The sequence below is a fragment of the Novosphingobium sp. PhB165 genome (genome assembly GCF_004341845.1).
Lineage (GTDB): Bacteria > Pseudomonadota > Alphaproteobacteria > Sphingomonadales > Sphingomonadaceae > Novosphingobium.
The window spans coordinates 1,182,472-1,206,806 of the sequence record NZ_SLVB01000001.1 but is presented as its reverse complement, the minus strand read 5'-3'; the positions used below and the strand labels follow the sequence as shown (position 1 = coordinate 1,206,806).

Here is a 24,335-nt window from a genome sequence, read left to right as displayed (position 1 = left end):
GGGCAGGAGACGCATATTCACCGCCGAACTCCGGATTAGCCCTCGACCTGCTCGGCCAGTTCCAGCCAGCGTTCCTCGGCCGCTTCCTTGTCGGCGCGGGCCTTGTCGATGGCGGCAGTAAGACTGGCGAATTTCGCCGGATCGCGGGTGTAGAGCGCGGGGTCGGCCAGCGCCGCCTCGTCTCGGCCAATGGCCGCTTCCAGTTCCTCGATCTTCTTCGGCAGCAGTTCATAGTCGCGCTGGTCCTTGTAGGACAGTTTGCCCTTCTTCGGCGGCGGCGGAGCGGCGGTATTGGTGCTCTCCTTCGCCTTGGCCTTGCCCGCGCTGGTGCGCTGGCGGCGCTTGGCTTCCCAGTCGGCATAGCCGCCCGCGATCACGTCGATATGGCCGGATCCGTCGAGCCCGAGGGTCACGTTGACAGTGCGGTCGAGGAAGTCGCGGTCATGGCTGACGATCAGCACGGTGCCGTCGTAGTCCGAGATCACTTCCTGAAGCAGGTCGAGCGTTTCGAGGTCGAGGTCGTTGGTCGGCTCGTCCAGAACCAGCAAGTTCGACGTGCGCGCAAATTCGCGCGCGAACAGCAGGCGCGAACGCTCGCCGCCGGACAGTGTGCCCACTTTGGCCTCGACAAGGCCGGGGTCGAACAGGAAGTCCTTGAGGTAGCCCTGGATGTGCTTGCGCACGCCGACCACGTCGATCCAGTCGCCGCCTTCGGCCAGCACGTCGCGGATGCGCATTTCCGGGCTCATCCGGCTGCGCTGCTGGTCGATGACCGTGGCGTCGAGCGTCGCCGCGCGCGTTACCTTGCCCTCGTCGGGCTGGATTTCGCCCATCAGGATCTTGAGCAGCGTCGTCTTGCCCGAACCGTTGGCGCCGACCACGCCGATGCGGTCGCCGCGCTGGATGCGCAAGTTGAAGTCCTTAATGACCGTGCGGTCACCAAAGCGCTTGGTGACGTGTTCGGCAACGATCACCGACTTGGTCTTGCTGTCGTCTGCGACCACGGCAAGTTTGGCCGCGCCTTGCGGGCCCATCATCGAGGCACGCTGGGCTCGCATTTCCCAGAGCTTGGCAAGGCGGCCCTGATTGCGCTTGCGGCGCGCGGTGACGCCGCGTTCCAGCCAGTGCGCCTCGATCTTGAGCTTGGCGTCCAGCTTCTGCGCGGCGCGCGCTTCCTCGGCGTAGACTTCTTCTTCCCATGCCTCGTAGCCGCCGAAGCCGATGTCCCGACGGCGCAGGCCTCCACGGTCGAGCCAGAGCGTCGCATTGGTCAGGCGGGTCAGGAAGGTACGGTCGTGGCTGATGACCACGAAAGCGCCGTTGTAGCGCTGGAGCCAGGATTCCAGCCAGTCGATGGCGGCAAGGTCGAGGTGGTTGGTCGGCTCGTCCAGCAGTAGCAGGTCCGGCTCGGAGGCGAGGGCGCGGCACAGTGCGGCGCGGCGGCGCTCGCCGCCCGATGCGCTGCTGGCTTCGCGCGAAAGGTCGATGCCGAGCTGGTCGGCGATGGACTCCACCTCGTGGCGCGGCGGTGCGTCGTCGCCGTGGATCGCGAAATCGAGCAGAGTGTCGAAGCCGGTGAAGAACGGATCCTGCTCCAGCGTCACGACGCGTGTGCCGGGCTGGACCGAGCGCGTGCCCTTGTCGGCATCGACGATACCCGCGATCAGCTTCAGCAGCGTGGTCTTGCCCGCGCCGTTGCGGCCGATCAGGGCCAGCCGGTCGCGCGGACCGATGTTGATGTCGATGTCCTGGAAGAGCCAGCCGTTGCCCTGGATGAGGCCGAGGCCTTCCCAGCTGAGAATAGGTGCAGTTGCCATGATGCCTGCGCCCTACAGGCAGGGGCAGGGGGCCGCAAGCGCGGCGGAAGCAATGTGAGCGTGGGATTCCTGCAACACATTTCAGTCGGTGCCGCCTTCGTGCCACATTCAGGACTTGTTCAAGCCCCGGTGCTTAGGCACCCACGACGTTATGAAACGCCTCGTCTCCTTTCTTGCAGTGCGCAGCGCTTTCCTGGGCGCAACCGTGATTGCCGCGTTTGCGCTGGTGGCGCCGTCGCTTTGCGCGCACGCCGCCGATCCGGGCGGAGAGCAGGGGGAGGCGCGCCGCGAGCGCAAGGCGGGCAATATCCTCTCGATCCGCCAGATCGAGCAGCTTGTCCTGCCGCGCATGGGGGCGATGCAATACCTCGGTCCCGAATATGATGCCGCCGCGATGGCGTATCGGCTCAAGTTCATCCAGAATGGAAAGGTCTATTTCGTCGATGTCGATGCCCGCACCGGCCGCGTGATCGGGCAATCGCGCTGATCGGATCCCGCCGATCGGGCGCGGTTATGCGCCCGGAAGGCCGGATCGCTTGACGCTTACCGGCTTTCACCCCATTTGCTTCATCCATTTCGTGGCCCATTTCAGGGCACCTCCGAGGGAGAGACCGATTTGCGCATCCTGATCGTCGAGGATGAACCTACGCTCGGCAACCAGCTCAAGACCACGCTGGAACAGACCGGCTACGCCGTCGATCTTTCGACCGATGGCGAGGACGGACATTTCCTGGGCTCGACCGAGGACTACGACGCGGTGATTCTCGACCTTGGCTTGCCCGAGATCGATGGATTGACCGTGCTCGGCATGTGGCGCCGCGAAGGGCGCGACTTCCCCGTGCTGGTGCTCACAGCCCGCGATTCCTGGTCGGACAAGGTGGCCGGGCTCGATGCCGGCGCCGACGACTACCTTGCCAAGCCGTTCCAGACCGAGGAACTGATTGCCCGCCTGCGCGCGCTGATTCGCCGCGCTTCCGGGAACACTTCCAGCGAACTGACCGCCGGCGACGTGCGGCTGGACACCCGTTCCGGCCGCGTCACACTGGCCGGCGAGCCGGTCAAGATGACCGCGCAGGAATACAAGCTGCTGTCCTACCTGATGCACCACAAGGGCAAGGTGGTCAGCCGCACCGAACTGATCGAGCATATCTACGATCAGGATTTCGACCGCGATTCGAACACGATCGAGGTCTTCGTCACGCGCATCCGCAAGAAGCTGGGTGCCGATGTCATCACGACGATCCGTGGCCTTGGCTACAGCCTCGACGATCCCGCCGAACCCGGTCGCGGCTGAGGTGTCGGCGGTGGCGAACACCGCCCCGCCCGAAGCCGTGCCCGAACCCGAGGCACGCGAAAGCTTCCCGCACGAGGCACCTACCGGTTCGCTTGCCCGGCGCATGATGCTGATTGCGGCAGGATGGATTTCGATCCTCCTGCTGGTCGGCGGGCTGGCGCTCGACCACACGCTGACCGGGCTCGTCACCCGCAATTTCGACGAACAGCTGGGCTACATGCTAACCGGCATGATCGGTTCGGCGGAGATCGGCCCGGACGGAGAAGTCTTCTTCATCCGCCCACTGGGCGACCAGCGCTTCCTCGAGCCGAATTCGGGCCTCTACTGGCAGATTCGCGGCAAGGGGCACGAGGATTTCCCCTCGCGCTCGCTGTGGGATCGCAGCCTCGACGTGCCGGCGGACCACTTCGACGCCCAGCCGCACGTCTATGATTCGCACCAGTTCCCGGGCGAGACGCTGCGCGTGATGGAGCGCTCGATCATCCTGCCGGGCAGCAATACCAAGTGGATGTTCACGGTCGCCGCCAGCCGTGTCGATCTGGACGAGCAGATCAAGATGATCCGGGCGATCCTGGTCTACAGCTTCGTCGCGCTGGGCTTCGGCCTGCTGCTGATGGCGGGGATGCAGACCTGGTACGGCCTGTTCCCGCTGCGCCACGTGCGCCGCGCGATCCAGAAGCTGCGTACCACCGGATCGGCCCGCGTTGCCGACCCACTCCCGCGCGAGGTCGAGCCGCTGGTGGAAGAGCTGAATGCACTGCTCGAACACAACGAGCGTCAGGCCGAGGAAGCGCGCACCCATGCGGGCAATCTTGCCCATGCGCTGAAGACGCCGCTGACCGTGGTGATGAATGCGGCGACCGCCAAGGCGCCCGATCTTGCCGATACGGTGATTCGCGAGGCGGCGGTGATGCGGCGGCAGGTCGATCACCATCTGGCGCGGGCGAGGGCGGTGGGCCGCCGTGCTGTGGGCCAGTCGCGCGCCGATGTCTGGCCCAGCCTTGAGGCCGTGCTGCGCGCGGTGGAGCGGCTTTACGATCAGGCCCGCTGCGACCTGGATGGCAACCACGCCGCCGTGGTCGCGCTGGAAAAGCAGGACCTTGAGGAAATCCTCGGCAACCTCATCGAGAATGCGGCCAAGTATGGCGGCGGCAGCGTGTTCGTCACGGTCGACGCCGAGCGCGATTCGCGCCTGTGCCAGATCTGGGTGGAGGATGACGGCATGGGCATTCCCGAGGCCGAGCGCATCCGCATCTTCGATCGCGGCGCGCGGCTCGATTCGGGCAAACCCGGCACCGGCCTTGGCCTTGCCATCGTACGCGACGTGGTGGAAATCTACGGCGGCAGCGTCGAACTGGACGAGAGCGAGGATCTCGGCGGCCTGCTTGTCAGGCTTTACCTGCCGCGTGCTATCGCCTGACATATTCCCGGCTTAAAATCCCGTGGAACCGGCGCTAACGACTGTTGCGGAACCAGCCGTTCGTCCCCATGGGCCCGGTTCACCTGATCGAGGATAACCCCCAATGACCGATTCCATCACGCTGACCGTATCCCCCGACGAGATCGAAATGATCGTCGATGCGCTGGAGGCCGACCTCGAAGGGTATGTCGAGGCCGCCAAGGAAGCGCGCGAGGACGGCAACAAGGAAGACCTGGAGACGTTCGCGGAAGCCGCAACGCGCATCCAGGCGCTGATCACGCGCCTTCAGGACCTCGTCGAGGGCTGATGCAAGGCTGAGGGATGGCGCGAGATCGCGCCGTCCCTCAGGTATTACCTGTCGTCAAATTCGCTTTCGGCGAATTTCCAAACCGAACCTCAGCCCGCTTTCGCGCGCTGGTGGTGGCGGATCACTTCATCGATGATGAAGCGGATGAACTTTTCGCCGAAGTCGGGATCGAGCTGCGCGTCTTCGGCCAGCTTGCGCAGGCGGACGATCTGGCGCTCTTCCCGGCTGGGATCCGAGGCGGGAAGGTTCTTCTCGGCCTTGTAGGTGCCCACGGCCTGGGTGATCCGAAATCGCTCGGCGAGCATGTGGATCAGCGCGGCATCGATGTTGTCGATGCTGGCGCGGTAAGAGGCCAGAACGGGATCGGTGGCGGGAGGCGTGGTCTCGGTCATCGGGACGGTCCGCTAGCACGCCTCCGCGCGCTCTTCCAGTCCGGCCGCCAAACCGTCCTTTCGATGTGCCCCTCCAATCGGCCCCGCCAAACGTATTGTGCACCCGCGTTGTGGCATTCGCTCTTGCGTAAATGCTTGCAAGCGCGCAATGCGCCGAAACGATGAGTGCCGATGTCATACCCCTGCGCACGCGCGGATCGCAGCCTTCCCTCGCCCCCATGCTGGCGCTTACCGCGGCCGGCATGAACAGCGTGAATGCGGTCATTCTTGATCGCATGCAGAGCGAGATCCCGCTTATTCCGGCACTGGCCGGTCACCTGATTTCGGGTGGCGGCAAGCGCATGCGCCCGATGCTCACCGTCGCTGGGGCGGAACTCTGCGGGTATCAGGGCACGCGCCACCACAAGCTGGCGGCTTCGGTAGAGTTCATTCACACCGCCACGCTGCTGCATGACGACGTTGTCGACGGTTCGGACCTGCGGCGCGGCAAGGCGGCGGCCAATATCGTCTTCGGCAACCCGGCGACGGTTCTGGTGGGCGACTTCCTGTTCAGCCGCGCGTTCGAGCTGATGGTCGAAGACGGCAGCCTGAAGGTCCTCAAGATTCTGTCGAGCGCCAGCTCGATCATTGCCGAGGGTGAAGTCGATCAGCTGGTCGCCCAGCGCAAGATCGAAACGAGCGAGGAACACTACCTCCAGATCATCGGCTCCAAGACCGCCGCGCTCTTTGCCGCCGCGACCCGCATCGCCGCTGTCGTCGCCGAGAAGGGCGAGGCCGAGGAACATGCGCTGGATGCCTATGGCCGCAACCTCGGCATTGCATTCCAGCTTGTCGACGACGCCATCGACTACGATTCGGAGGCCTCCGAATCGGGCAAGGACAAGGGCGACGATTTCCGCGAAGGCAAGATGACGCTTCCCGTCATCCTCGCCTATGCGCGCGGCACGGCCGAGGAACGCAAGTTCTGGGAAGAGGCCATCGCCGGCTTCCGCACCGAGGACGAAGACCTCGCCCACGCTGTCGAGCTGATCAACCGTCATGGCTGCGTCGAGGCGACGCGTGAGCGCGCGCGCCTCTATGCGCAGCGCGCCATCGACGCCCTGTCGATCTTCCCCGCCGGTGCCGCGCGAGACGCCATGTGCGAGGCAGTCGAGTTCGCGGTAGCCCGCCGCTACTGATCGGGGCTTTCCCTTCGTAATAGATCACGGCGTGCCCGGTCACCGGGCGCGCCGTTCGTTTATGCGCGCAAGACATGCGGGCAGGCGTGAAGTCGTTCGCGGCACTGTTTGAAGTTCCCGGGTCGTATTCTATTGGTTTGATAGATCGGGAGATTGCCATTATCTTCCGGCCATTACGTATCCTGTGAAGGAGCGCGTTCGATGGTCTGGTCGTGCCGCGAGGCGGCGCCGTTTCCCGCCTCAGGCCCGGCAATGGCCCGCGCTCTCCGACTTGCGCTTCGATATCTTCCGTCCCCCCCGATTTCGCGAAGAGGAGCCCCCAATGCCCTTCCTGACGACCGGATTCGTGCGTTCTGCCCGCGTGCTGGCACTGCCGGCGCTACTCATGGCCGGCATTGCCGCAGACGCCTGTACGCGCGCCGTCTACCTCGGGCCGGATAACAATATCATCACCGCCCGCTCGATGGACTGGAAGAGCGACATCCTCTCCAACATGTGGATCCTGCCGCGCGGCATTGCGCGCAGTGGGGAGGCTGGACCCAATTCGATCAAGTGGACCTCGAAATACGGCAGCGTCATCGTCAGTGGCTATGACGTCTCGACCACCGACGGCGTCAACGAGAAGGGGCTGGAAGCGAACCTGCTCTGGCTGGCCGAATCCGAATATCCGCACTTCGACGCCAAGAGCAAACCCGGCCTGACCATCGCCGCCTGGGCCCAGTACATGCTCGACAATTTCGCGACGGTGGATGAGGCGGTGACCGCGCTTCAGAAAGAGCCGTTCACGATCGTCACCGACAATGTCCCGGGTGAGGATCGGCTGACGACCGTGCACCTCTCGCTTTCGGACGCCACGGGGGACAGCGCGATCATCGAATATATCGACGGCAAGCAGGTCATCCACCATTCCCGCGCCTATCAGGTGATGACCAATTCGCCGATTTTCGAGCATCAGCTTGCGCTCAATGCCTATTGGAAGGACATCGGCGGCACTGTCATGCTGCCCGGTACCAATCGCGCCGCCGATCGTTTTGCCCGTGCGTCGTTCTACATAAATGCGATTCCCAAGGCTGAAGACCCGAACAAGGCGCTTGCCTCGGTGTTCAGCGTGATCCGCAATGCCTCGGTGCCTTACGGCATCAACACGCCGGAAGAGCCGAACATTTCCTCCACCCGCTGGCGCACCGTGTTCGATCACAAGCGGCAGCTTTATTTCTTCGAATCGGCGCTGACGCCCAACACATTCTGGGTCGATCTCAAGAAGATCGATTTCTCGAAGGACAGCGGGAAAGTGAAGACGCTCGATCTCGGACCGAACCAGGACCACACGTTCTCGGGTGAGGTGTCGGGCGACTTCGTGGAACACGCGCCCTTCCGTTTTCTGGGCATCAGCGGTTAGCCACCAAGCTCCGGCGTGAGGTGAGGCCAGGAAGCCACCCTGCGCCATTCGGGCAACACTTCAATGCTGCAATGAATCGGCAATAAACCTGCAATTGCCGCGCACCTTTGGCGCGTCTATCCAGACCCCGTTATGCCCCTTGATTCCGAGCTGGCTGCCACGGGTTATCAGCCCGGGTCGCCGCGCCAGCGCCTAGTCTCCTCGCTGCTTTCGGCAGCCATATTGGTGCTCGCGCTCTTGCTTGCGATCACCCAGACGGGCTTTGTCCCGGCTCTGGTGAAGAAAACCGCCGCGCTGACCACGTTCGACGTCGTCAATCATGAGCGTGAAAAGGGCGGCAGCGAGCCTCAGAAGCAAAAGCAGAAGCAGGAAAAACACACCGAGCACAAAACGTCGGTTCCGGTCGTGACGGAGAAGCCCGTCGAGCAGCCTGCGGCCGCGAAAAAGCAGGCTTTCACGTTCCTGCGCATGTCCAGCAACGATTTCGCGGCGGCGGACATCGGCAAGATGAAGGGCGAGTCGTCGGCTTCGGGCGATCAGGCTCCGGGCGGTTCCGGCGGCACGTACGGCCCCGGCGAAGGCCCGGGTGGCATGGTGCTCTACAATGCCGCCTGGTTCCACGAGCCGACCGATGCCCAGCTTGCGGGTTACCTGCCGGACCATCGCCCGACCAGTGGATGGGGCGAGATCGCCTGCCAGACGCAGCCCCACTACAAGGTCGACAATTGCCAGATCCTGGCCGAATCGCCGCGTGGATCGGGCTTCGGACGCGCGGTGCTCAACGCCGCCTGGCAGTTCGAGGTTCAGCCGCCGCGCATCAACGGCAAGGCGCAGATCGGCAGCTGGGTAAGGATCCGCATCACTTACAGCGAGCGGGGCATATCGTCCTGAGCCGCCCGCGTAACCGGGCGCTCAGGCGACGCTGAACGCGCTCTTCCGCTCGGTGCCGAGGCGCTCGATCAGATCCTCCAGCCGCATCGGCATGCCCAGATGATAACCCTGCGCCAGCGTGAAGCCGGCGATGCGGGCGCTCAGCATCTGCTCCTCGGTCTCGATACCCTCGATCACGCAGTCGAGCGAAAGCGAGCGGGCGAGGTTGCGGATGGCCGCGATCAGGCGGCGGCCGCGCGTCTCGTCAAGGCGAGGGGCGAAGCTGCGATCGATCTTGACCATGTCGAGCGGAAGCTGGTGCAGCGCGGAGAGGCTGGAATAGCCGGTTCCGAAATCGTCCAGCGCGATCCGCGCGCCGGTTTCGCGCAGGCCTTCCAACGCATCGCTGGCGCTGTCGAACTTGGCGATCAGCGAAGTTTCAGTGATCTCGAAGATCAGCCGCGAAGGCGCGCCGCCCGATCGTTCGATCAGGGCGATCAGCGCGGCCACGGTCTCGGCATCGGCAATGTCGTGGCCGGAGAGGTTGAAACACATGTGCATGGCCTCGGGCAGGCGGATAAGTGCTGCCAAGGCCTGCGTGAACAGCGCCAGCGTAACTTCGCGGGCGCGGCCGATACGTTCCGCCGACGCGATCAGCATTTCCGGAGGCACGGCGCCGAGCGAGGGCGAGGTCCAGCGGGCGAGGCATTCCACGCCCATCGGCATGCGATTTTCGGTGGCGACGATCGGCTGGAAGACCACCGAAAGCTCGCGGGCAAGGTCGGCCGTTTGCAGCGCCGCGTCGAGCGCCTGCTCGGTGCGGATCATGCCTTCGAGTTCACTGGAAAAGCGCACGCACTGGCCGCGCTTTTCGTTCTTGGCGTGATAGAGCGCGAAGTCCGCACGGTCGAACAGGGCATCGGCGCTGCGGCCGCTGCCGGGGAAGTCAGCAAGGCCGGCCGAACAGCCAACCGCCACGACAAGGTCACCGACCCGCGCCGGACGTCGGATTTCGGTGCAGAGCTTCTGGGCAATCGCCTCGGCTTCCTCGGGCGAGCCTTTGACGATGATTCCGAACTCATCGCCGCCGAGGCGGGCAATGACTACATTTTCGGGGCAATCGGCGATCATGCGCTGGCCGAGCACTTGCAACAGGCGGTCGCCCTGCGCGTGGCCGTAAGTATCGTTGACCGGCTTGAAGCGGTCGAGATCGATCAGGCCGACGGAAAACCCCTCGGCGCCATCGGCATCGGTCAGCATCGCTTCAAGATGGCTGAAGAAGCGCCTGCGATTGGGCAGCCCGGTCAGAGCATCGGTTTCGGCAAGGCGCGCGTTCTCTGCGCCCAGCACTTGCGCCTGCCGCCGTTCGCTGGTGAGCGCGTGCTGCGTGGTTTCGAGAGCGACGAAGGAATCGTAGGTATCGCGCAGGATCTTCAGGATCACCGTGGCGACCAGCGTGATGTTCACGGCGATAGCTATGCGCACCAGCGGCCCCATGATGAGGCTGTAGGCAAGGAAGATCCCCAGCACGAGCGTGCAGATCAGCAAGGCCGCGTTGGGAAGGAACGTCAGGCAGAAGACGCAGCCCAGCACCGTTACCGCGATGTAGATGGCGACATGGCCATGCTCGTAAGGCCCGCCGTACTGGTCCAGCACAAGCGCCCAGCCGACGAATGCCACTGCAATCACCACCGCAAGCCAGGTGGTGCGCCGCATCCGATATTCGGCCACGTCCGGATCGAAGTCCGCCGATGTGGTCGGCCGCAGCCAGACGAGCATGCGCATCAGGCAGGCGGCGACGAGAATCGCGGGAACCGTCAGCGTCAGATAGCCCGGCGCCAGCGCCCGATGCGTGAAGGCCAGGATTGCGGCATTGACCGAAAGCAGCCCGTAAAGCGGCGGCACGCGTTCGCGCAGGCGCAAGTATTGCGCCACCGGCAAGGGATGTTGACCGGCTCTATAGGTCAGGTTGGGGGTATGATCGGGGTGTTGCAAGGTCATCGGCTCCGACAGCCACAGTTAGCTATCAATCGTTGAGGAAGAGTGGATGGCCGGACGAACCCGCTCCAAAATGGTTGCATTTACCCGTAATGGTAGCGGTCTGGCGAACCGTTCGATTGGCTTCTAAGGAAGCACGCGTGAGCGAACTCCCGATCCATGCCGTGCTACCCGAACTGCTGGCCGCCTTGCGTGCCGGGTCCCGCGCCGTCCTGATCGCGCCGCCCGGTGCGGGCAAGACGACCGCGCTGGCTCCTGCGCTGTTGGCTGAGCCATGGTGCACGGGAACCGTGATCCTGCTTTCGCCGCGCCGTGTGGCGGCGCGCGCCGCTGCCGAGCGCATGGCCGCGCAGCTTGGCGAGCCGGCCGGTGAGACCATCGGTTATGTCACCCGCCTAGATGTCAAGCGCTCCGCACGCACACGGGTAGTGGTGATGACGGAGGCGATCTTCGTTGCCACGATTCTCTCCGATCCCGAGCTTCCCGGCGTATCGGCGGTGCTGTTCGATGAAGCGCACGAGCGCCATCTCGACAGCGACCTTGGCCTCGCGCTCGCCATCGAGGCAGGCGAAGTTTTGCGCGAAGACCTGCGGGTCGTCGTCATGTCAGCCACCATCGACGGCGCGCGGTTCGCACGCTTGCTGGGGCCCGAAACGCCGGTGATCGAGAGTGAGGGCAAGGCCTGGCCACTGGCCTTCCGCTGGCTCGGTGCGTCGCCTGCCTTGCGTATCGAGGAGGCGATGACATCCGCGATCCTTGCCGCCTGGCGCGAGCAGGAGGGCGACATCCTCGCCTTCCTCCCCGGTGTCCGCGAGATCGAGCGCGTGGCGGAGCGGCTGACGGAGCGATTGCCGCACGTTCCGATCCTGCCGCTCCACGGCCAGTGCGAGCCCGCCGCCCAGCGGACCGCGATCCGCCGTGATGGTGAGGGCCGCCGGCGAATCGTGCTGGCCACGGCGATCGCGGAGACGTCGCTGACGCTCGACGGCGTTTCCGTCGTCGTTGACAGCGGCCTCTCGCGCCGGGCGGAGTTCGACAAGGCGGCGGGCGTGACCCGGCTCGCGACCCACCGTGCCAGCCGCGCCTCGGCCGCGCAGCGTGCTGGCCGCGCGGCACGGCAAGGGCCCGGCGTGGCCTATCGGCTGTGGGAAGAGGCCGCCCATGCGGGACGGCCGGAGTTCGATCCGCCCGAAATGCTCACCAGCGATCTGGCACCGCTGACCCTCTCGCTGGCGCAGTGGGGCGCGGGAGATCCGGCGGCGATGGCCTGGCTGGACCTGCCCCCCGCGCCGTCACTGGATGCCGCGCAGAGGCAACTCGAATCGCTCGGAGCGCTGGATGGGGAAGGGCGGATCACCGATTTCGGGCGCAAGGTTGCCAGTCTGCCGATGGACCCGGCCCAGGCGGCGATGATTCTGCGCGCGACCGAACTGGGCGCCGGAGGCACGGCCGCGAAGCTGGCGCTGCTGTTGCAGGAACGCGGGCTGGGCGGCCGCAGTGAGGATCTGGCACAGCGCCTGTCTCGCTGGAACGGCGACCGCGCGCCGCGTGCCGAAGCTTCGCGCAAGCTGGCGTCGGGCTGGGCCCGCCGTGCGCGCTCGTTGATGGTCGAGGGCGGACAGGGTCAGGACGTGCCCCCCGGTGTCCTGCTCGCGCTCGGGCGACCGGACATGCTGGCCCGGCGCCGCGATGCCAGCGGCGAGAACTGGCTTTCGGCCGGGGGGAGGGGCTACGTGCTGGATCCCGCCTCGCCGCTCGCCACGCGTGAATGGATGGTGATCGGCGATGCACAAGGGCAGGCGCGGGGCGCGCGAATCCTGTCGGGCGCGACGCTGGAGCCTGCCGAAGTCGAGCAATGGCTCTCCGAACGGATCGAGCGCCGCTCGGTGCTGCGCTGGAACGAATCGGAAGGGCGCGTGGAAGCGCGGCTGGAGCGCCGAATCGGGGCAATCACGTTAGCATCCGGACCCGACCCGACCCCCGATCCCGCCGCGATTTCTGCATTCCTGCTCGAACGCGTGCGCGAGAAGGGGCTTGATCTCGTGCCGTTCGGCAAGGGGGCTCACGCCTTGCTGCGGCGCGCGTGTTATGCGGGGATCGAGCCGCTGTCGGAGGCTGCACTGCTGGCCGATCTCGACGACTGGCTTGGCCCGCTTCTCGGCCGCAGGCTCGACGCGGTGGACAAGGGCGCGCTTGCAGATGGCTTGCGAAACCGGCTCAACTGGGACGACCAGCAAAAGCTGGAGAAGCTGGCGCCGCCCGAATTTCGCAGTCCCGCCGGCACCAGCCATGCCATAGACTATGAGGACGAGGGTGGGCCCAGCGTCGAGATTCGCGTGCAGGCGCTGTTCGGGCTCGACCGCCATCCCACGTTCGGCCAGCCGCCGTTGCCGCTTCTGCTCAAGCTGACGTCGCCCGCCGGGCGCCCGATCCAGACCACGCGCGACCTGCCGGGATTCTGGCGCGGATCGTGGCGCGACGTGCAGCGGGACATGAAGGGACGGTACCCGCGGCACCGCTGGCCGGACGAGCCGTGGAACGAGGATCCCAGCCTGAAGACGCGAAATGCGTTCGAAGCATCGCGGGGCAAATGATTTGCGCTTGATTCTCGCCCCGATTCGACGGCAAAGCGCTTGCCCATGAGTGCACGCATCTATCAGCGCCCGAAGAACGCCATGCAGTCCGGCAAGGCACTGCTTGACCAGTGGGTTCTCGAATTCGCCGCCGCCGAGGCCAAGAAGCCCGATCCCCTGATGGGTTGGGCCGGTTCGGGCGACACGCAGCAGCAGGTCAGCCTGACGTTCCCGGACGTGGAGGCGGCCAAGGCCTATGCAGAGCGCTACGGCATCGAGGCAGAGGTCCATGTAACTCCGCCGCGCCGTCTCAAGATTCAGGCTTACGCCGACAACTTCCGCTGATCCATCGCGCTCCGGCGCGTTTTTTCGCAGCAAACGGCCCGCGTTCCCACATCAAGGGGCGCGGGCCGTTGCCGTTCCGGCTCTGTAATTTCGGCTGGAACAAGTGCCGCAAGGGCTGGACAAACCCGAAGCGCGCCGCCATATGCCCGCCCGGGAGTCGGGTGGACGTTTGCGTTCGCCAATCTGGTCAGGTCCGGAAGGAAGCAGCCACAACGGATTGCGACGGGTCGCCCGGCTCCTTCAGCCAACATCGTGATGATACCTCAAACTGGCCTCTCAGGTCGCAGGACACCGTTCCTGCCGGTATCATTTCACGCACGGCTGTGGAGCAAATCGCTTTCCTCCTGACATTCGCGGCCCCAACCCCTAGTTTGGCAGACGATGGACGATTCACGCGACATGTTCGGCGATAGCCCGCCCTGGAATGACGGGGACGAGGAAGAGGCCGCACCGACCTCGGCGGAAATGGAAGCCGCCGGGCAGGTGTCGATGTTCGGTGATCCCGAACCGGCGCCCGAGCCCGCTGCAACGGAGCCGGAAGCCGAACCCGCTTCGGAGCCGGAACCTGTGGCTGAACCGGAGCCTGAGGTCGCGGCGCCTGCACCTGCACCTGCACCTGCACCCGCAATTCCAGCCGCCCCGAAAGCACCGGCGCCTGCCGGTACGCCCGCGCAGCCTTATCGCGTGCTGGCGCGCAAGTACCGTCCGCAGAGCTTCGGCGAACTGATCGGGCAGGAAGCGATGGTCCAGACGCTGGCCAATGCGATCAAGCGCGACCGACTGGCCCATGCCTTCCTGATGACCGGCGTGCGCGGTGTCGGCAAGACATCGACCGCGCGCCTGATTGCCAAGGCGCTCAACTGCATCGGTCCGGACGGGCAGGGCGGCCCGACCATCGATCCCTGCGGCCAGTGCGAGCCTTGCCGCGCCATTGCCGAAGGCCGCCATATCGACGTGATCGAGATGGACGCGGCCTCGCATACCGGCGTGGACGACGTACGCGAGATCATCGAGGCCGTGCGTTACGCCGCGGTTTCGGCGCGCTACAAGATCTACATCATCGACGAAGTCCACATGCTGTCTCGCAACGCATTCAATGCCTTGCTGAAGACACTTGAGGAACCGCCGGCGCATGTGAAGTTCCTCTTCGCGACGACCGAGGTGGACAAGCTGCCGGTGACGGTGCTCTCACGCTGCCAGCGTTTCGATTTGCGCCGCATTCCCGCGCCGATGCTGGCCGATCACTTCGCGAAGGTCTGCGGCCTCGAAGGTGTCGAGGCCGAAGCCGAGGCACTGGCCATGGTCGCCGCTGCCGCCGAAGGGTCCGTACGTGACGGCCTGTCGATTCTCGATCAGGCGATTGCCCATGCCGATCTCGACGGCGAAGGCCAGGTCCGTGCCGACAAGGTACGCGACATGCTCGGCCTTTCCGACAAGAGCGTCCAGCGCAAGCTGATCGCGGCGATTCTCGATGGCAAGGGCGCCGATCTGCTGGACCTGGTCGCGCACCAGTTCGCGCTGGGCGTCGAGCCGATCGCGATCCTGCGCGGGCTGATGGAACTGGGGCACCGGATCGCCGTGGCGCAAGTCGCCGGCAGCGCGCACGACGCCCATTCCGCCGAGGAGCGCGAAGCGATCGAGAGCTGGGCCAAGGCCCTCAAGCCCGGTCACGTCCATCGCCTCTGGCAGCTCCTGCTCAAGGGGCATGAGGAAGTGAAGTCCGCCCCCGATCCGCTGGTCGCCGCACAAATGGCGCTGCTGCGGATCATGCACGCGGCCGACATGCCCGATCCGGGCTCGCTGGTGAAGAAGCTGGAAGACCTTGCCGCGCGCGCGCCCGTCGCTACCGCGCCGGTTGCCGATGGTACGGGCGCCCCCGCCGGAGCGGCGCCTGCCGCCACGATCTCGCCGGAAATGCTGGCGAAGCGCTGGGAAGAACTGGCCGACGACGTCGAGCATGCGGGGGAGCTTTCCACCGCCAACACCATGCGTATGCAAGTGCGCGTGGTTGAGCTGCGGCCGGGGCTGCTGCGCTATTGCCAGCCGCCGGGCTTCAGCGAGGACATTACCGCACTTGTGCGTGCTGGCCTTGCCAAGGCGACCGGCGAGCGCTGGGAAGTCCACAAGGTCAGCGAGGACGGCGCGCCGACGCTGGTCGAACTGGCCGAAGCGAAGAAAATCGCGGAAAGTGACGAGGTCAACCAGCACCCGCTGGTACTGGCCGCCAAGGCCGCTTTCCCGGATGCCAAAGTGATCGAGGATGAAAGCCCGCTTGCCGTTGGCGGCGGTGCCCGCAATTGGAGACGTTGAAATGAAGTCGATGGAAGAGATGATCCAGGCGGCGCAGCAGGCCGCCGAGACCATCCAGAAGCAGATGAACGAGACCCAGGCCAAGCTGGACTCGCTCGAAGTCGAAGGGCTTTCGGGCGGCGGGCTCGTCAAGATCCGCTGCTCGGCCAAGGGCCGCGTCATCGCCGTGTCGATCGATGACAGCCTGATGCAGCTGGATGAGAAGCAGATCCTCGAAGACCTCGTGGTCGCCGCCTACAACGACGCGCGCGTCAAGGCGGACTCGGTCGCCGGTGAGGAACTGGCCAAGGCCCAGCAGGGCATGGGTCTGCCACCGGGCTTCAAGATGCCGTTCTGATTCTTTCTGTTTTGAGGCCGATTTGTGACAGATTTTTCTAACACCGATGGGTGTCTGGGGAAATCCGGGACGGGCCTTTTCGCCGCCCTCGGCGCGGACCATGGATTCACCGGATTCATGGGCCGAACCGGGGGCGGTTTGCCGTTTTTGGCCGCTCGCCGGGCCTGAAAACGCTTTTCTACGGCCGATCCGTCCCATTTCCGGAACGGATGACCCCGGTGTGCCGAATGCGCCTCAGTTGCGGATATTCTACACCGGCAATAAGGATTACCGTGGAGGCGAACGGCAAGCGCTTCCACAGTCTTTCACGGCTATTGCATTGCGTGCTGCCTGATTGACACCATATCTATCGCCAATGGCCGGCGTCCGAATGGGCTTCGGCACGTATAGAATTGGATATGCCTTTGAACCTGCTTCCGTTGCTGCCCTTGCGCGATATCGTCGTGTTTCCCGGCATGGTCGTGCCTCTCTTCGTCGGCCGCGAAAAATCCGTTGCTGCACTTGAGGCGGCGATGGCGGGTGAAAAGGACATCTTCCTTCTCGCCCAGCTCGATCCCAGCTGCGACGATCCCGAGCGTGACGATCTTTATGACACCGGCGTGATCGCCAGCGTCCTGCAACTTCTCAAGCTGCCTGACGGTACCGTCCGCGTGCTGGTGGAAGGGCAGGAGCGTGCGCGCCTGACCGGCCTTCAGGCTGAGCAGGGCGCCGAGGGCGAAATGCTGGTGGCCGACGTCGAGCGGATCGATGCGGACACCGTCGAAGGTTCCGAGAGCACCGAAGTTGCCGCGATGATGCGCTCGGTGGTCGAACAGTTCGGCGAATATGCCAAGCTCAACAAGAAGCTCTCGCAGGACGCGGGCGAACAGCTGGGGGACATCGAGGATGCCGCCCGCCTGGCCGATACCGTGGCCGCGCAGCTTTCCGCCAAAGTCGCGGACAAGCAGGCCGTGCTCTCCGAGCCCGATCCGCTCAAGCGGCTGGAGATGGTCTATTCCTTCATGGAAGGCGAACTCGGCGTCCTTCAGGTGGAGCGCAAGATCCGTGGCCGCGTGAAGCGGCAGATGGAGAAGACCCAGCGCGAATATTACCTGAACGAGCAGCTCAAGGCGATTCAGTCGGAGCTGGGCGGCGGCGACGGTGAAGAAGCCAACGAGATTCAGGAGCTTCAGGACAAGATCGAGAAGACGCGCCTGACCAAGGAAGCGCGCGAAAAGGCCACGGCGGAGCTGAAGAAGCTCAAGTCGATGCAGCCGATGAGCGCCGAAGCCACGGTCATCCGCAACTATCTCGATGTGCTGCTGGGCCTGCCCTGGGGCAAGAAGAGCAAGCTCAAGCGCGACATTTCCGAGGCGCAGGGCGTTCTCGATGCCGATCACTATGCGCTCGACAAGGTCAAGGACCGCATTGTCGAGTATCTGGCCGTGCAGGCGCGTACCAACAAGCTGAAGGGGCCGATCCTGTGCCTCGTCGGCCCGCCGGGCGTCGGCAAGACCTCGCTCGGCAAGTCGATTGCCAAGGCGACGGGCCGTGAGTTCATCCGCCAGTCACTGGGCGGCGTGCGTGACGAGGCCGAGATTCGCGGCCACCGCCGCACCTATATCGGCTCGCTGCCGGGCAAGATCGTGACCAACCTGCGCAAGGCCGGCAAGTCTAACCCGCTGTTCCTGCTCGACGAGATCGACAAGCTGGGTCAGGATTTCCGCGGCGATCCGGCCTCGGCGCTGCTCGAAGTGCTCGATCCCGAACAGAACGCGAAGTTCCAGGATCACTACCTCGAACTCGATATCGATCTGTCGGACGTGATGTTCGTCTGCACCGCGAACAGCCTGAACCTGCCGCAGCCGCTGCTCGACCGCATGGAGATCATCCGTCTTGAGGGTTATACCGAGGACGAGAAGGTCGAGATCGCCGAACGCCATCTGATCCGCAAGCAGGTGGAGGCGCATGGCCTCAAGAAGGGCGAGTTCACGCTCACGCAGGATGGTCTGCGCGACCTCATCCGCTACTACACCCGCGAGGCGGGCGTGCGTACGCTGGAGCGCGAGATCGCAAGGCTTGCGCGCAAGTCCCTGCGCCAGATCCTTGAAGGCAAGACGAAGGGTGTGGTCATCACGCCGGAAAACCTTGCCGAATTCGCGGGTGTGCGGAAGTTCCGCCACGGCGTGGGCGAGGAAGAGCATCAGGTGGGCGCCGTCACCGGCCTCGCCTGGACCGAAGTGGGCGGCGAACTGCTGACGATCGAAAGCGTGACCGTGCCCGGCAAGGGTGCGATCAAGGCGACCGGCAAGCTTGGCGAAGTGATGAACGAGTCGATCCAGACCGCCTTCAGCTTCGTGCGCGCCCGTTCGCCCGCTTATGGGATCAAGCCGTCGATCTTCAACAAGAAGGACATCCACATCCACCTGCCCGAAGGCGCGGTGCCCAAGGATGGTCCTTCGGCTGGTATCGGCATGGTCACCTCGATCGTCTCGACGCTCTCCGGCGTGCCGGTGCGCAAGGACATCGCCATGACCGGCGAAGTCACCCTGCGCGGCCGCGTGCTGCCGATCGGCGGGCTCAAGGAGAAGCTGCTGGCCGCTCTGCGCGGCGGCATCACCACGGTGCTGATCCCGGAAGAGAACCGCAAGGACCTCGCCGAGATCCCGGAGAACGTTAAGCAGGGGCTGGATATCATTCCGGTCAGCCATGTCGACGAAGTGCTGGCAAAGGCGCTGGTGGAGCCGCTCACCGCGATCGAGTGGACCGAGGCCGACGAACTGGCCGCCGCTCCGCCGCAGACTCCGGCCCCCTCCGCCACGGCGCACTGAGGCGGACAGGACAAGCAAAAAACGAGAAGGGCGCCGGTCGATCCGGCGCCCTTTTTGCGTTTTCAGTCTACCGGCACGAGTTCGGGAAACTTCCACGTTCCGTCGAGAATTTCGGGACGAGGGCGATAGAGCCGAACCGTGTAGTTCCAGCCCGGCACGATCGGTAGCACGTTCGGCAGATTTCCGGCGTCTCCGCCGAACCGGATGGTGATGGAGCCGTCCTCGTTCTTCTTTGCGGTCAGGCTGTTGAGCGAATAGGCATTCTGCGGATTCTTTTCGAAAAATCCGCCTTCGTTATAGACGCTGATCGACCAGAACGCGTCGACCGGCACGTCCCTGACTGTCACCGTATAGGCGGCCTTGCCGTCGTTGTTCGGCACGTTCTTGCCAAGATAGGTCGCGTCCTTGTCGGGATTGCCGCCCCAGCCGGCAGCGGTGCCGATCAGGTGCTTGACGGGGTCGACCTCGCCCTTGGGGCCGAAGGCATGCACGAAGCCATCGGCATGGCTGGCAAGAACCAGCAGGCTTTCGCGAATTTCCTTCAAGCTGGCAGGGTCCCAGTCGGGCAGTTCCAGCTTGCCGGGCGAGGCCTGCGATACCTGGATCGCGTCCTGTAACTTATGAACCTCGGCAAGATCATCAGGGTCGTTGGGGTCGGCGAGCGTGCGGATCGCCACCATCACATAACGGGTGCCGACGTTCTCCTGAGTCAGCGTGCGAGGCTCGTGACCATAGAACACGAAGGGCGCGAAGTGATCTTCGTTGATAATCTGCATCGACATGAAGCGCTGGCCGGTGTCCGGCAGGGTGATCGTGACCGGCGCTGCTTGCAGATCGAAGACCCCGAAAGAGTAAAGCGTGTCGCGATTGAGGCGGATAACCGTCTGGTTGTCGATATCGGCTGGTTCTCGGTTGTGTTTCAGTTTGCCGATCCCGGCCTGCTTTTCATTGATGGCAAGGTAATTGTCCGTCTCCGCCCGCGCGAAATTCTCGACAGTTACAGGCGCGCTCATGTCGTGTTCTCCAAATTGGTCGATAATATTCGGGAATGGATCGAGCGTAATTGGCGGCGATTTCATTGGCTATCGGGGTAAACCCGGAAATGACTGTCGGTGGCCGCGAATAGAAGCGCGCCACCCCGGCGTCGCATGACGGCAGCGGCGGATGCGCGGGTTCCGGCAGAGTTTGGCAGGGCCCGCGAGGTGAGGCGTTGTCGCCGCATAACGGTTATTCCGTTTCCCACATGGCGCTAAAAGAGTAATTTTTGGTCGAAATGCAATCTCTATGCGCAAGCGGTTTGCGCAGTCTCTTGCCATCCCCGCGCTGTGCCTGTAACGGGCCGCTTCCCGCGCCGCGTCCTTGCCGTGCGGGGATTTGCATGAAGGATCTTGAAATGGGTTACCGGGTTGCCGTCGTCGGCGCGACCGGAAATGTCGGCCGCGAAATGCTCAACATCCTCGCCGAGCGCGAATTCCCCTGCGATGAGATCGCAGCGGTGGCTTCGTCGCGTTCGATCGGGACCGAGATTGAATTCGGCGAAACCGGCAAAATGCTCAAAGTAAAGAACATCGAGCACTTCGATTTCACCGGCTGGGATATTGCGCTCTTCGCCGTCGGCTCGGAGCCGACGAAGATTTACGCGCCGAAGGCCGCCGCTGCGGGCTGCGTGGTGATCGACAACTCGTCGCTCTACCGCATGGACCCGGACGTGCCGCTGATCGTGCCGGAAGTGAACCCGGACGCCATCGACGGCTACAAGGCTCGCAACATCATCGCCAATCCCAACTGCTCCACGGCGCAGATGGTCGTGGCGCTGAAGCCGCTGCACGACAAGGCGAAGATCAAGCGCGTCGTCGTTTCGACCTACCAGTCGGTTTCCGGCGCGGGCAAGGCGGGCCTTGATGAGCTGTTCGAACAGAGCCGCGCGATCTTCGTCGGCGATCAGGTCGAACCGCGCAAGTTCACCAAGCAGATCGCCTTCAACGTGATCCCGCACATCGACGTCTTCCTCGACGACGGTTCCACCAAGGAAGAGTGGAAGATGATCGTCGAGACCAAGAAGATCCTCGATCCCAAGATCAAGATCCAGGCCACCTGCGTGCGCGTGCCGGTCTTCGTGGGCCACTCGGAATCGCTGAACATCGAGTTCGAGAACGAAATCTCGGCCGAGGAAGCACAGGACATCCTGCGCGAGGCGCCGGGCATCATGCTCGTCGACAAGCGCGAGGACGGTGGTTACGTCACCCCGATCGAAGCCGTTGGCGACAGCGCCACGTACGTCAGCCGCGTCCGCGAGGACCCGACCGTCGAGAACGGCCTGGCGCTGTGGTGCGTATCGGACAACCTGCGCAAGGGCGCTGCCCTGAACGCGGTACAGATCGCCGAACTGCTGGGCCGCCGCCACCTCAAGAAGGGCTGATTTCGGCTCCGGTGACGGGTGGGCTTCACGGCCCGACCTGACAGACAAAAAGGTCCGCGAGGCAGATGCTTCGCGGGCCTTTTTTGTGCGCACGCGCGGGGGTCTTTGGGGAACCCATCGCAGCGAAATTCTGTATAGTGCGTTTGTCTTGGACGGTTCCGCCACGCTTCATGCATGCACCTTCGGGTACGCCTAACAGGGAAGGCCATCGAGTGACCTCACGCATCGTCGAGCAGGGTGATGGCACCCGTCTGAGTGCAGTGCGGGTGGTTGCGCCGTGACGATCGAGCAGATCATTGCCCAATACGGCCTTTTCGGACTGTTCCTCGGCGCGGGTTTCGAAGGGGAGACCATGACCGTTCTGGGCGGGCTCATGGCGCATCGGGGATTGTTGCCCTATTGGCCGGCGGTGCTGGTTGCGGCGGGAGGGTCGTTCTTTGCCGATCAGCTGTTCTTCCAGCTGGGACGGCGCTTTCGCGATCATGGTTTCGTTCGCCGTATGCACGCCCGACCTGCCTTTGCGCGGGCATTGGCAGCGTTCGAGCGCCATCCACTCACCTTCACCTTTGCGTTCCGCTTCATTTACGGCCTGCGCACGGTGAGCCCCGTTGCCATCGGCACCACGCGGCTGGCGACACGGACGTTCGTGGCGGTGAATGCCGTGGCGGCGCTGGTCTGGGCGTTCATTTTCGTTTCGCTCGGCTATTGGTGCGGGGAGGCGATCGATACGCTTTTCGGGCGCATCCGGTCGATCGAGCACTTGCTGGCCGGAGTCGTGGCGGTGGCACTGATCGCGGCACTGGCCATCCATTACATACGGCGCCGACCACCCGCCGCATGACTCTTGTCCCGGCGGCGCGGCGGTTCCATCTAGGGGCTTCCTGAAAGCGAGGGAGGCTTTTCGTGCAACAACCCGACGCCGCATCCGGTCTGGCGCTCATCGCCAGCCGGCTCAACACTCTTTCCGCATTGCTCGACAAGGCCGAGGGGCTTTGGGTGGGCAGGGATCTCGACACGCTGGCCGCCGCGCGGCTGGCGATCGACATGCATCCGCTGTCCTGGCAAGTGGCGGCCACCGCAACGCAGGCCGAGCAGTTTCTCGCATGGAGCCGGGGCAAGGAGCAGCCGAACACCGTCACTCCGCCCACCGGCTGGCATGATGCGAAGGCGTTGCTGCGCGAGGTGCTGGCCAAGGTACAGGCAGCGGCGGCTGAGGCTGCGGCACTGCCGGAGACGAAGCACATTCGTCTGGAGCCGATCGGCATGTGCCTCGATCTCTCCGGCCAGCGCTATCTGGACGACTGGATCCTGCCCAATCTCTATTTCCACCTGATCACGGCCTACGCGATCCTGAGGATGCAGGGGCTGGAGTTCGGCAAGGCCGATTTCATGGCGCACCTTGCCGGGGACATCCGGCCGATTGCACCCACGCCGGTATGACGGTGCGGATGACCGGCGGCTGCCAGTGCGGCCGCATCCGCTACACGGCCGAAGTCGATCCCGAGACGGCCTATCTGTGCCATTGCAAGATGTGCCGTCGGGCGACCGGGGGCGTCTCCACTGCCTTCGTCAATCCGCTGCGCGACAAGGTGGTCTGGCATACCGAGCCGGACTGGTACCAATCCTCGCCCATCGCGCGGCGGCCGTTCTGTTCGCAGTGCGGTACGCCGCTGGGTTTCGAATTTAGCGAGGGGGCGACGAATATCGACCTTACCGTCGGCAGCTTCGACGATCCCACGCCGTTCCGGCCCGAGCACAACTATGCCACTGAATCGATGCTTCCGGCATGGGCTGACGTGACGCATTTGCCCGGCTACACGAGCGCCGAGAATCCCAATGTGATCGAGCGCTGGAAGGCGGCCGGAATGGCACCGCCCGAGTGATCGATCCTCCCGTAGAGCAGGCGAATTGGCAGTGAGCGACGCTAAGACCGAATATCTCGAAGGCTATGCCGGCACCCGGCTGGCCGTGCATGTCATGGGCGATCACGGCGCGCGGCCGCTCCTGCTGCTCCACGGGCTGTTTTCCAGCGCGGATGTGAACTGGATCAAGTACGGCAACGCGCGGATACTTGCCGATGCCGGGTTCGAGGTCTTCATGCCCGACTTGCGCGCCCATGGGCAGAGCGGGGCGCCGCACGAAGCCGATGCCTATCCGGGCGACGTGCTGGTGCGCGATCTCAAGGCGACGGTGGAGCAGCTTGGCCTTGGCGACTTCGACCTTGGCGGCTTTTCGCTGGGTGCGCGGACTTCGGTGCGCGGCGTGCTGGCGGGGCTGGCGCCGCGTAAGTTGATCCTTGGCGGCATGGGGCTCACTGGCCTTTCGGGCTGGGCGCGGCGCTCGGCGCATTTCGTGGATGCCATCGATCGCTTCGGCACGATCGAGCGCGGGGACAAGGCTTTCATCGCGCAGGCCTTCATGAAGTCCATGAACATCGACCGCGTGGCGGCGCGTCTTCTGCTCCAGTCGGTGGACGATACGCCTGCCGATGCCATCGCGCAGGTCTCGATGCCGACGCTCTGCGTGAGCGGCAAGGATGACCATGATAACGGTTCGGCTGTCGAACTGGCGGCGGCGCTGCCGGACGGGCGCTATGTCGAGACGCCGGGGAATCACATGTCTTCGGTGACGTTCAAGGATATGGGCCGGGCTATGGCGGCGTTTCTGCTCGATTGAGGTTCGCGCGACGAGAAGGAAGGACATGAGTTCGCGCAAAGGCGCAAAGGCGCCAAGGGGCGGTGTGATTGTGGCATCGCCGTTTTGAGCGAATACCCTCTGCGCATTTCGATAGATGGCAGAGGGTAAGAAGCCTTTGGCGCCTTGCCCGGCCACTTTGCGCCTTCGCGCCTTTGCGCGAAAACCCGTC

General features: G+C 64.3%; 21 protein-coding genes and 1 other RNA gene. 18 read left to right on the top strand and 4 right to left on the bottom strand.

Features of this window, described 5'->3' with window-relative positions:
* Positions 1-35 precede the first annotated feature (35 nt).
* The gene (locus tag EDF56_RS05670) at positions 36-1,817 is read right to left on the bottom strand and encodes an ABC-F family ATP-binding cassette domain-containing protein (protein WP_132385686.1); all 1,782 of its coding nucleotides are present in this window, start codon (positions 1,815-1,817) and stop codon (positions 36-38) included.
* Between the two features lie 151 nt (positions 1,818-1,968).
* Between EDF56_RS05670 and EDF56_RS05665 the strand changes: the two genes are divergently transcribed.
* From EDF56_RS05665 to EDF56_RS05650, 4 genes are all read left to right on the top strand, one after another.
* Complete coding sequence (locus EDF56_RS05665; RefSeq protein WP_132385685.1) at positions 1,969-2,304, top strand: PepSY domain-containing protein; 336 nt, start codon at positions 1,969-1,971, stop codon at positions 2,302-2,304.
* Between the two features lie 129 nt (positions 2,305-2,433).
* The gene (locus EDF56_RS05660) at positions 2,434-3,111 is read left to right on the top strand and encodes a response regulator transcription factor (RefSeq protein ID WP_132385684.1); all 678 of its coding nucleotides are present in this window, start codon (positions 2,434-2,436) and stop codon (positions 3,109-3,111) included.
* Between the two features lie 103 nt (positions 3,112-3,214).
* Entirely contained in the window at positions 3,215-4,531 is a 1,317-nt protein-coding gene (locus EDF56_RS05655) for a HAMP domain-containing sensor histidine kinase (protein WP_243652415.1), read from the top strand.
* Between the two features lie 103 nt (positions 4,532-4,634).
* Entirely contained in the window at positions 4,635-4,838 is a 204-nt protein-coding gene (locus tag EDF56_RS05650; protein WP_132385682.1) for a hypothetical protein, read from the top strand.
* Positions 4,839-4,927: 89 nt separating this feature from the next.
* Here the strand turns inward: EDF56_RS05650 and EDF56_RS05645 are convergent, their stop codons facing one another.
* A complete protein-coding gene (locus EDF56_RS05645) occupies positions 4,928-5,230 on the bottom strand; it encodes a chorismate mutase (protein ID WP_132385681.1) in 303 nt (100 codons plus the stop codon).
* 161 nt (positions 5,231-5,391) lie between these two features.
* Between EDF56_RS05645 and EDF56_RS05640 the strand changes: the two genes are divergently transcribed.
* The 3 genes from EDF56_RS05640 to EDF56_RS05630 all read left to right on the top strand — a co-directional run bounded on the left by EDF56_RS05640 (position 5,392) and on the right by EDF56_RS05630 (position 8,698).
* Positions 5,392-6,408, top strand: coding sequence for a polyprenyl synthetase family protein (locus EDF56_RS05640; protein ID WP_132385680.1), 1,017 nt, complete (start codon positions 5,392-5,394; stop codon positions 6,406-6,408).
* A 322-nt stretch (positions 6,409-6,730) separates the two neighbouring features.
* Positions 6,731-7,807, top strand: a complete 1,077-nt coding sequence (locus EDF56_RS05635) for a linear amide C-N hydrolase (RefSeq protein WP_132385679.1) — start codon at positions 6,731-6,733, stop codon at positions 7,805-7,807.
* Positions 7,808-7,939: 132 nt separating this feature from the next.
* Positions 7,940-8,698: a hypothetical protein gene (locus EDF56_RS05630; protein ID WP_132385678.1), complete on the top strand. Its 759-nt coding sequence runs from the start codon at positions 7,940-7,942 to the stop codon at positions 8,696-8,698.
* 21 nt (positions 8,699-8,719) lie between these two features.
* Here EDF56_RS05630 and EDF56_RS05625 read toward each other — a convergent pair whose 3' ends face one another.
* Positions 8,720-10,678, bottom strand: coding sequence for an EAL domain-containing protein (locus EDF56_RS05625; protein WP_243652399.1), 1,959 nt, complete (start codon positions 10,676-10,678; stop codon positions 8,720-8,722).
* Positions 10,679-10,815: 137 nt separating this feature from the next.
* Between EDF56_RS05625 and hrpB the strand changes: the two genes are divergently transcribed.
* The 6 genes from hrpB (at position 10,816) to lon (ending at position 19,050) form a co-directional block, all read left to right on the top strand.
* Entirely contained in the window at positions 10,816-13,269 is a 2,454-nt protein-coding gene (hrpB, locus tag EDF56_RS05620) for an ATP-dependent helicase HrpB (protein WP_132385677.1), read from the top strand.
* A gap of 45 nt (positions 13,270-13,314) precedes the next feature.
* Positions 13,315-13,593, top strand: coding sequence for an ETC complex I subunit (locus EDF56_RS05615; RefSeq protein ID WP_132385676.1), 279 nt, complete (start codon positions 13,315-13,317; stop codon positions 13,591-13,593).
* Between the two features lie 150 nt (positions 13,594-13,743).
* An RNA gene (ffs, locus tag EDF56_RS05610) (signal recognition particle sRNA small type) lies at positions 13,744-13,838 on the top strand.
* Positions 13,839-13,974: 136 nt separating this feature from the next.
* Positions 13,975-15,903: a DNA polymerase III subunit gamma/tau gene (locus EDF56_RS05605; protein ID WP_132385675.1), complete on the top strand. Its 1,929-nt coding sequence runs from the start codon at positions 13,975-13,977 to the stop codon at positions 15,901-15,903.
* Position 15,904: 1 nt separating this feature from the next.
* Positions 15,905-16,240: a YbaB/EbfC family nucleoid-associated protein gene (locus EDF56_RS05600; protein WP_132385674.1), complete on the top strand. Its 336-nt coding sequence runs from the start codon at positions 15,905-15,907 to the stop codon at positions 16,238-16,240.
* Between the two features lie 398 nt (positions 16,241-16,638).
* Positions 16,639-19,050: an endopeptidase La gene (gene lon, locus EDF56_RS05595; protein ID WP_132385673.1), complete on the top strand. Its 2,412-nt coding sequence runs from the start codon at positions 16,639-16,641 to the stop codon at positions 19,048-19,050.
* Between the two features lie 62 nt (positions 19,051-19,112).
* On the opposite strand, the gene EDF56_RS05590 is transcribed toward lon, so the two are convergent.
* Positions 19,113-20,063: a DUF1214 domain-containing protein gene (locus tag EDF56_RS05590; protein WP_207904619.1), complete on the bottom strand. Its 951-nt coding sequence runs from the start codon at positions 20,061-20,063 to the stop codon at positions 19,113-19,115.
* A 380-nt stretch (positions 20,064-20,443) separates the two neighbouring features.
* Between EDF56_RS05590 and EDF56_RS05585 the strand changes: the two genes are divergently transcribed.
* The 5 genes from EDF56_RS05585 to EDF56_RS05565 all read left to right on the top strand — a co-directional run bounded on the left by EDF56_RS05585 (position 20,444) and on the right by EDF56_RS05565 (position 24,145).
* The gene (locus EDF56_RS05585; RefSeq protein ID WP_132385817.1) at positions 20,444-21,469 is read left to right on the top strand and encodes an aspartate-semialdehyde dehydrogenase; all 1,026 of its coding nucleotides are present in this window, start codon (positions 20,444-20,446) and stop codon (positions 21,467-21,469) included.
* A 277-nt stretch (positions 21,470-21,746) separates the two neighbouring features.
* Positions 21,747-22,310 (top strand): DedA family protein, encoded by a 564-nt coding sequence (locus EDF56_RS05580; RefSeq protein WP_132385671.1) that lies wholly within the window; start codon positions 21,747-21,749, stop codon positions 22,308-22,310.
* Between the two features lie 62 nt (positions 22,311-22,372).
* Positions 22,373-22,909 carry a DUF1993 family protein gene (locus tag EDF56_RS05575; protein ID WP_132385670.1) on the top strand — a complete coding sequence of 179 codons (537 nt, stop codon included), beginning with the start codon at positions 22,373-22,375 and terminating at the stop codon, positions 22,907-22,909.
* A complete protein-coding gene (locus EDF56_RS05570) occupies positions 22,906-23,352 on the top strand; it encodes a GFA family protein (protein WP_132385669.1) in 447 nt (148 codons plus the stop codon). The genes EDF56_RS05575 and EDF56_RS05570 overlap by 4 nt, the downstream gene beginning before the upstream one ends.
* 31 nt (positions 23,353-23,383) lie before the next feature.
* Positions 23,384-24,145, top strand: a complete 762-nt coding sequence (locus EDF56_RS05565; protein ID WP_132385668.1) for an alpha/beta fold hydrolase — start codon at positions 23,384-23,386, stop codon at positions 24,143-24,145.
* Positions 24,146-24,335: the final 190 nt, after the last annotated feature.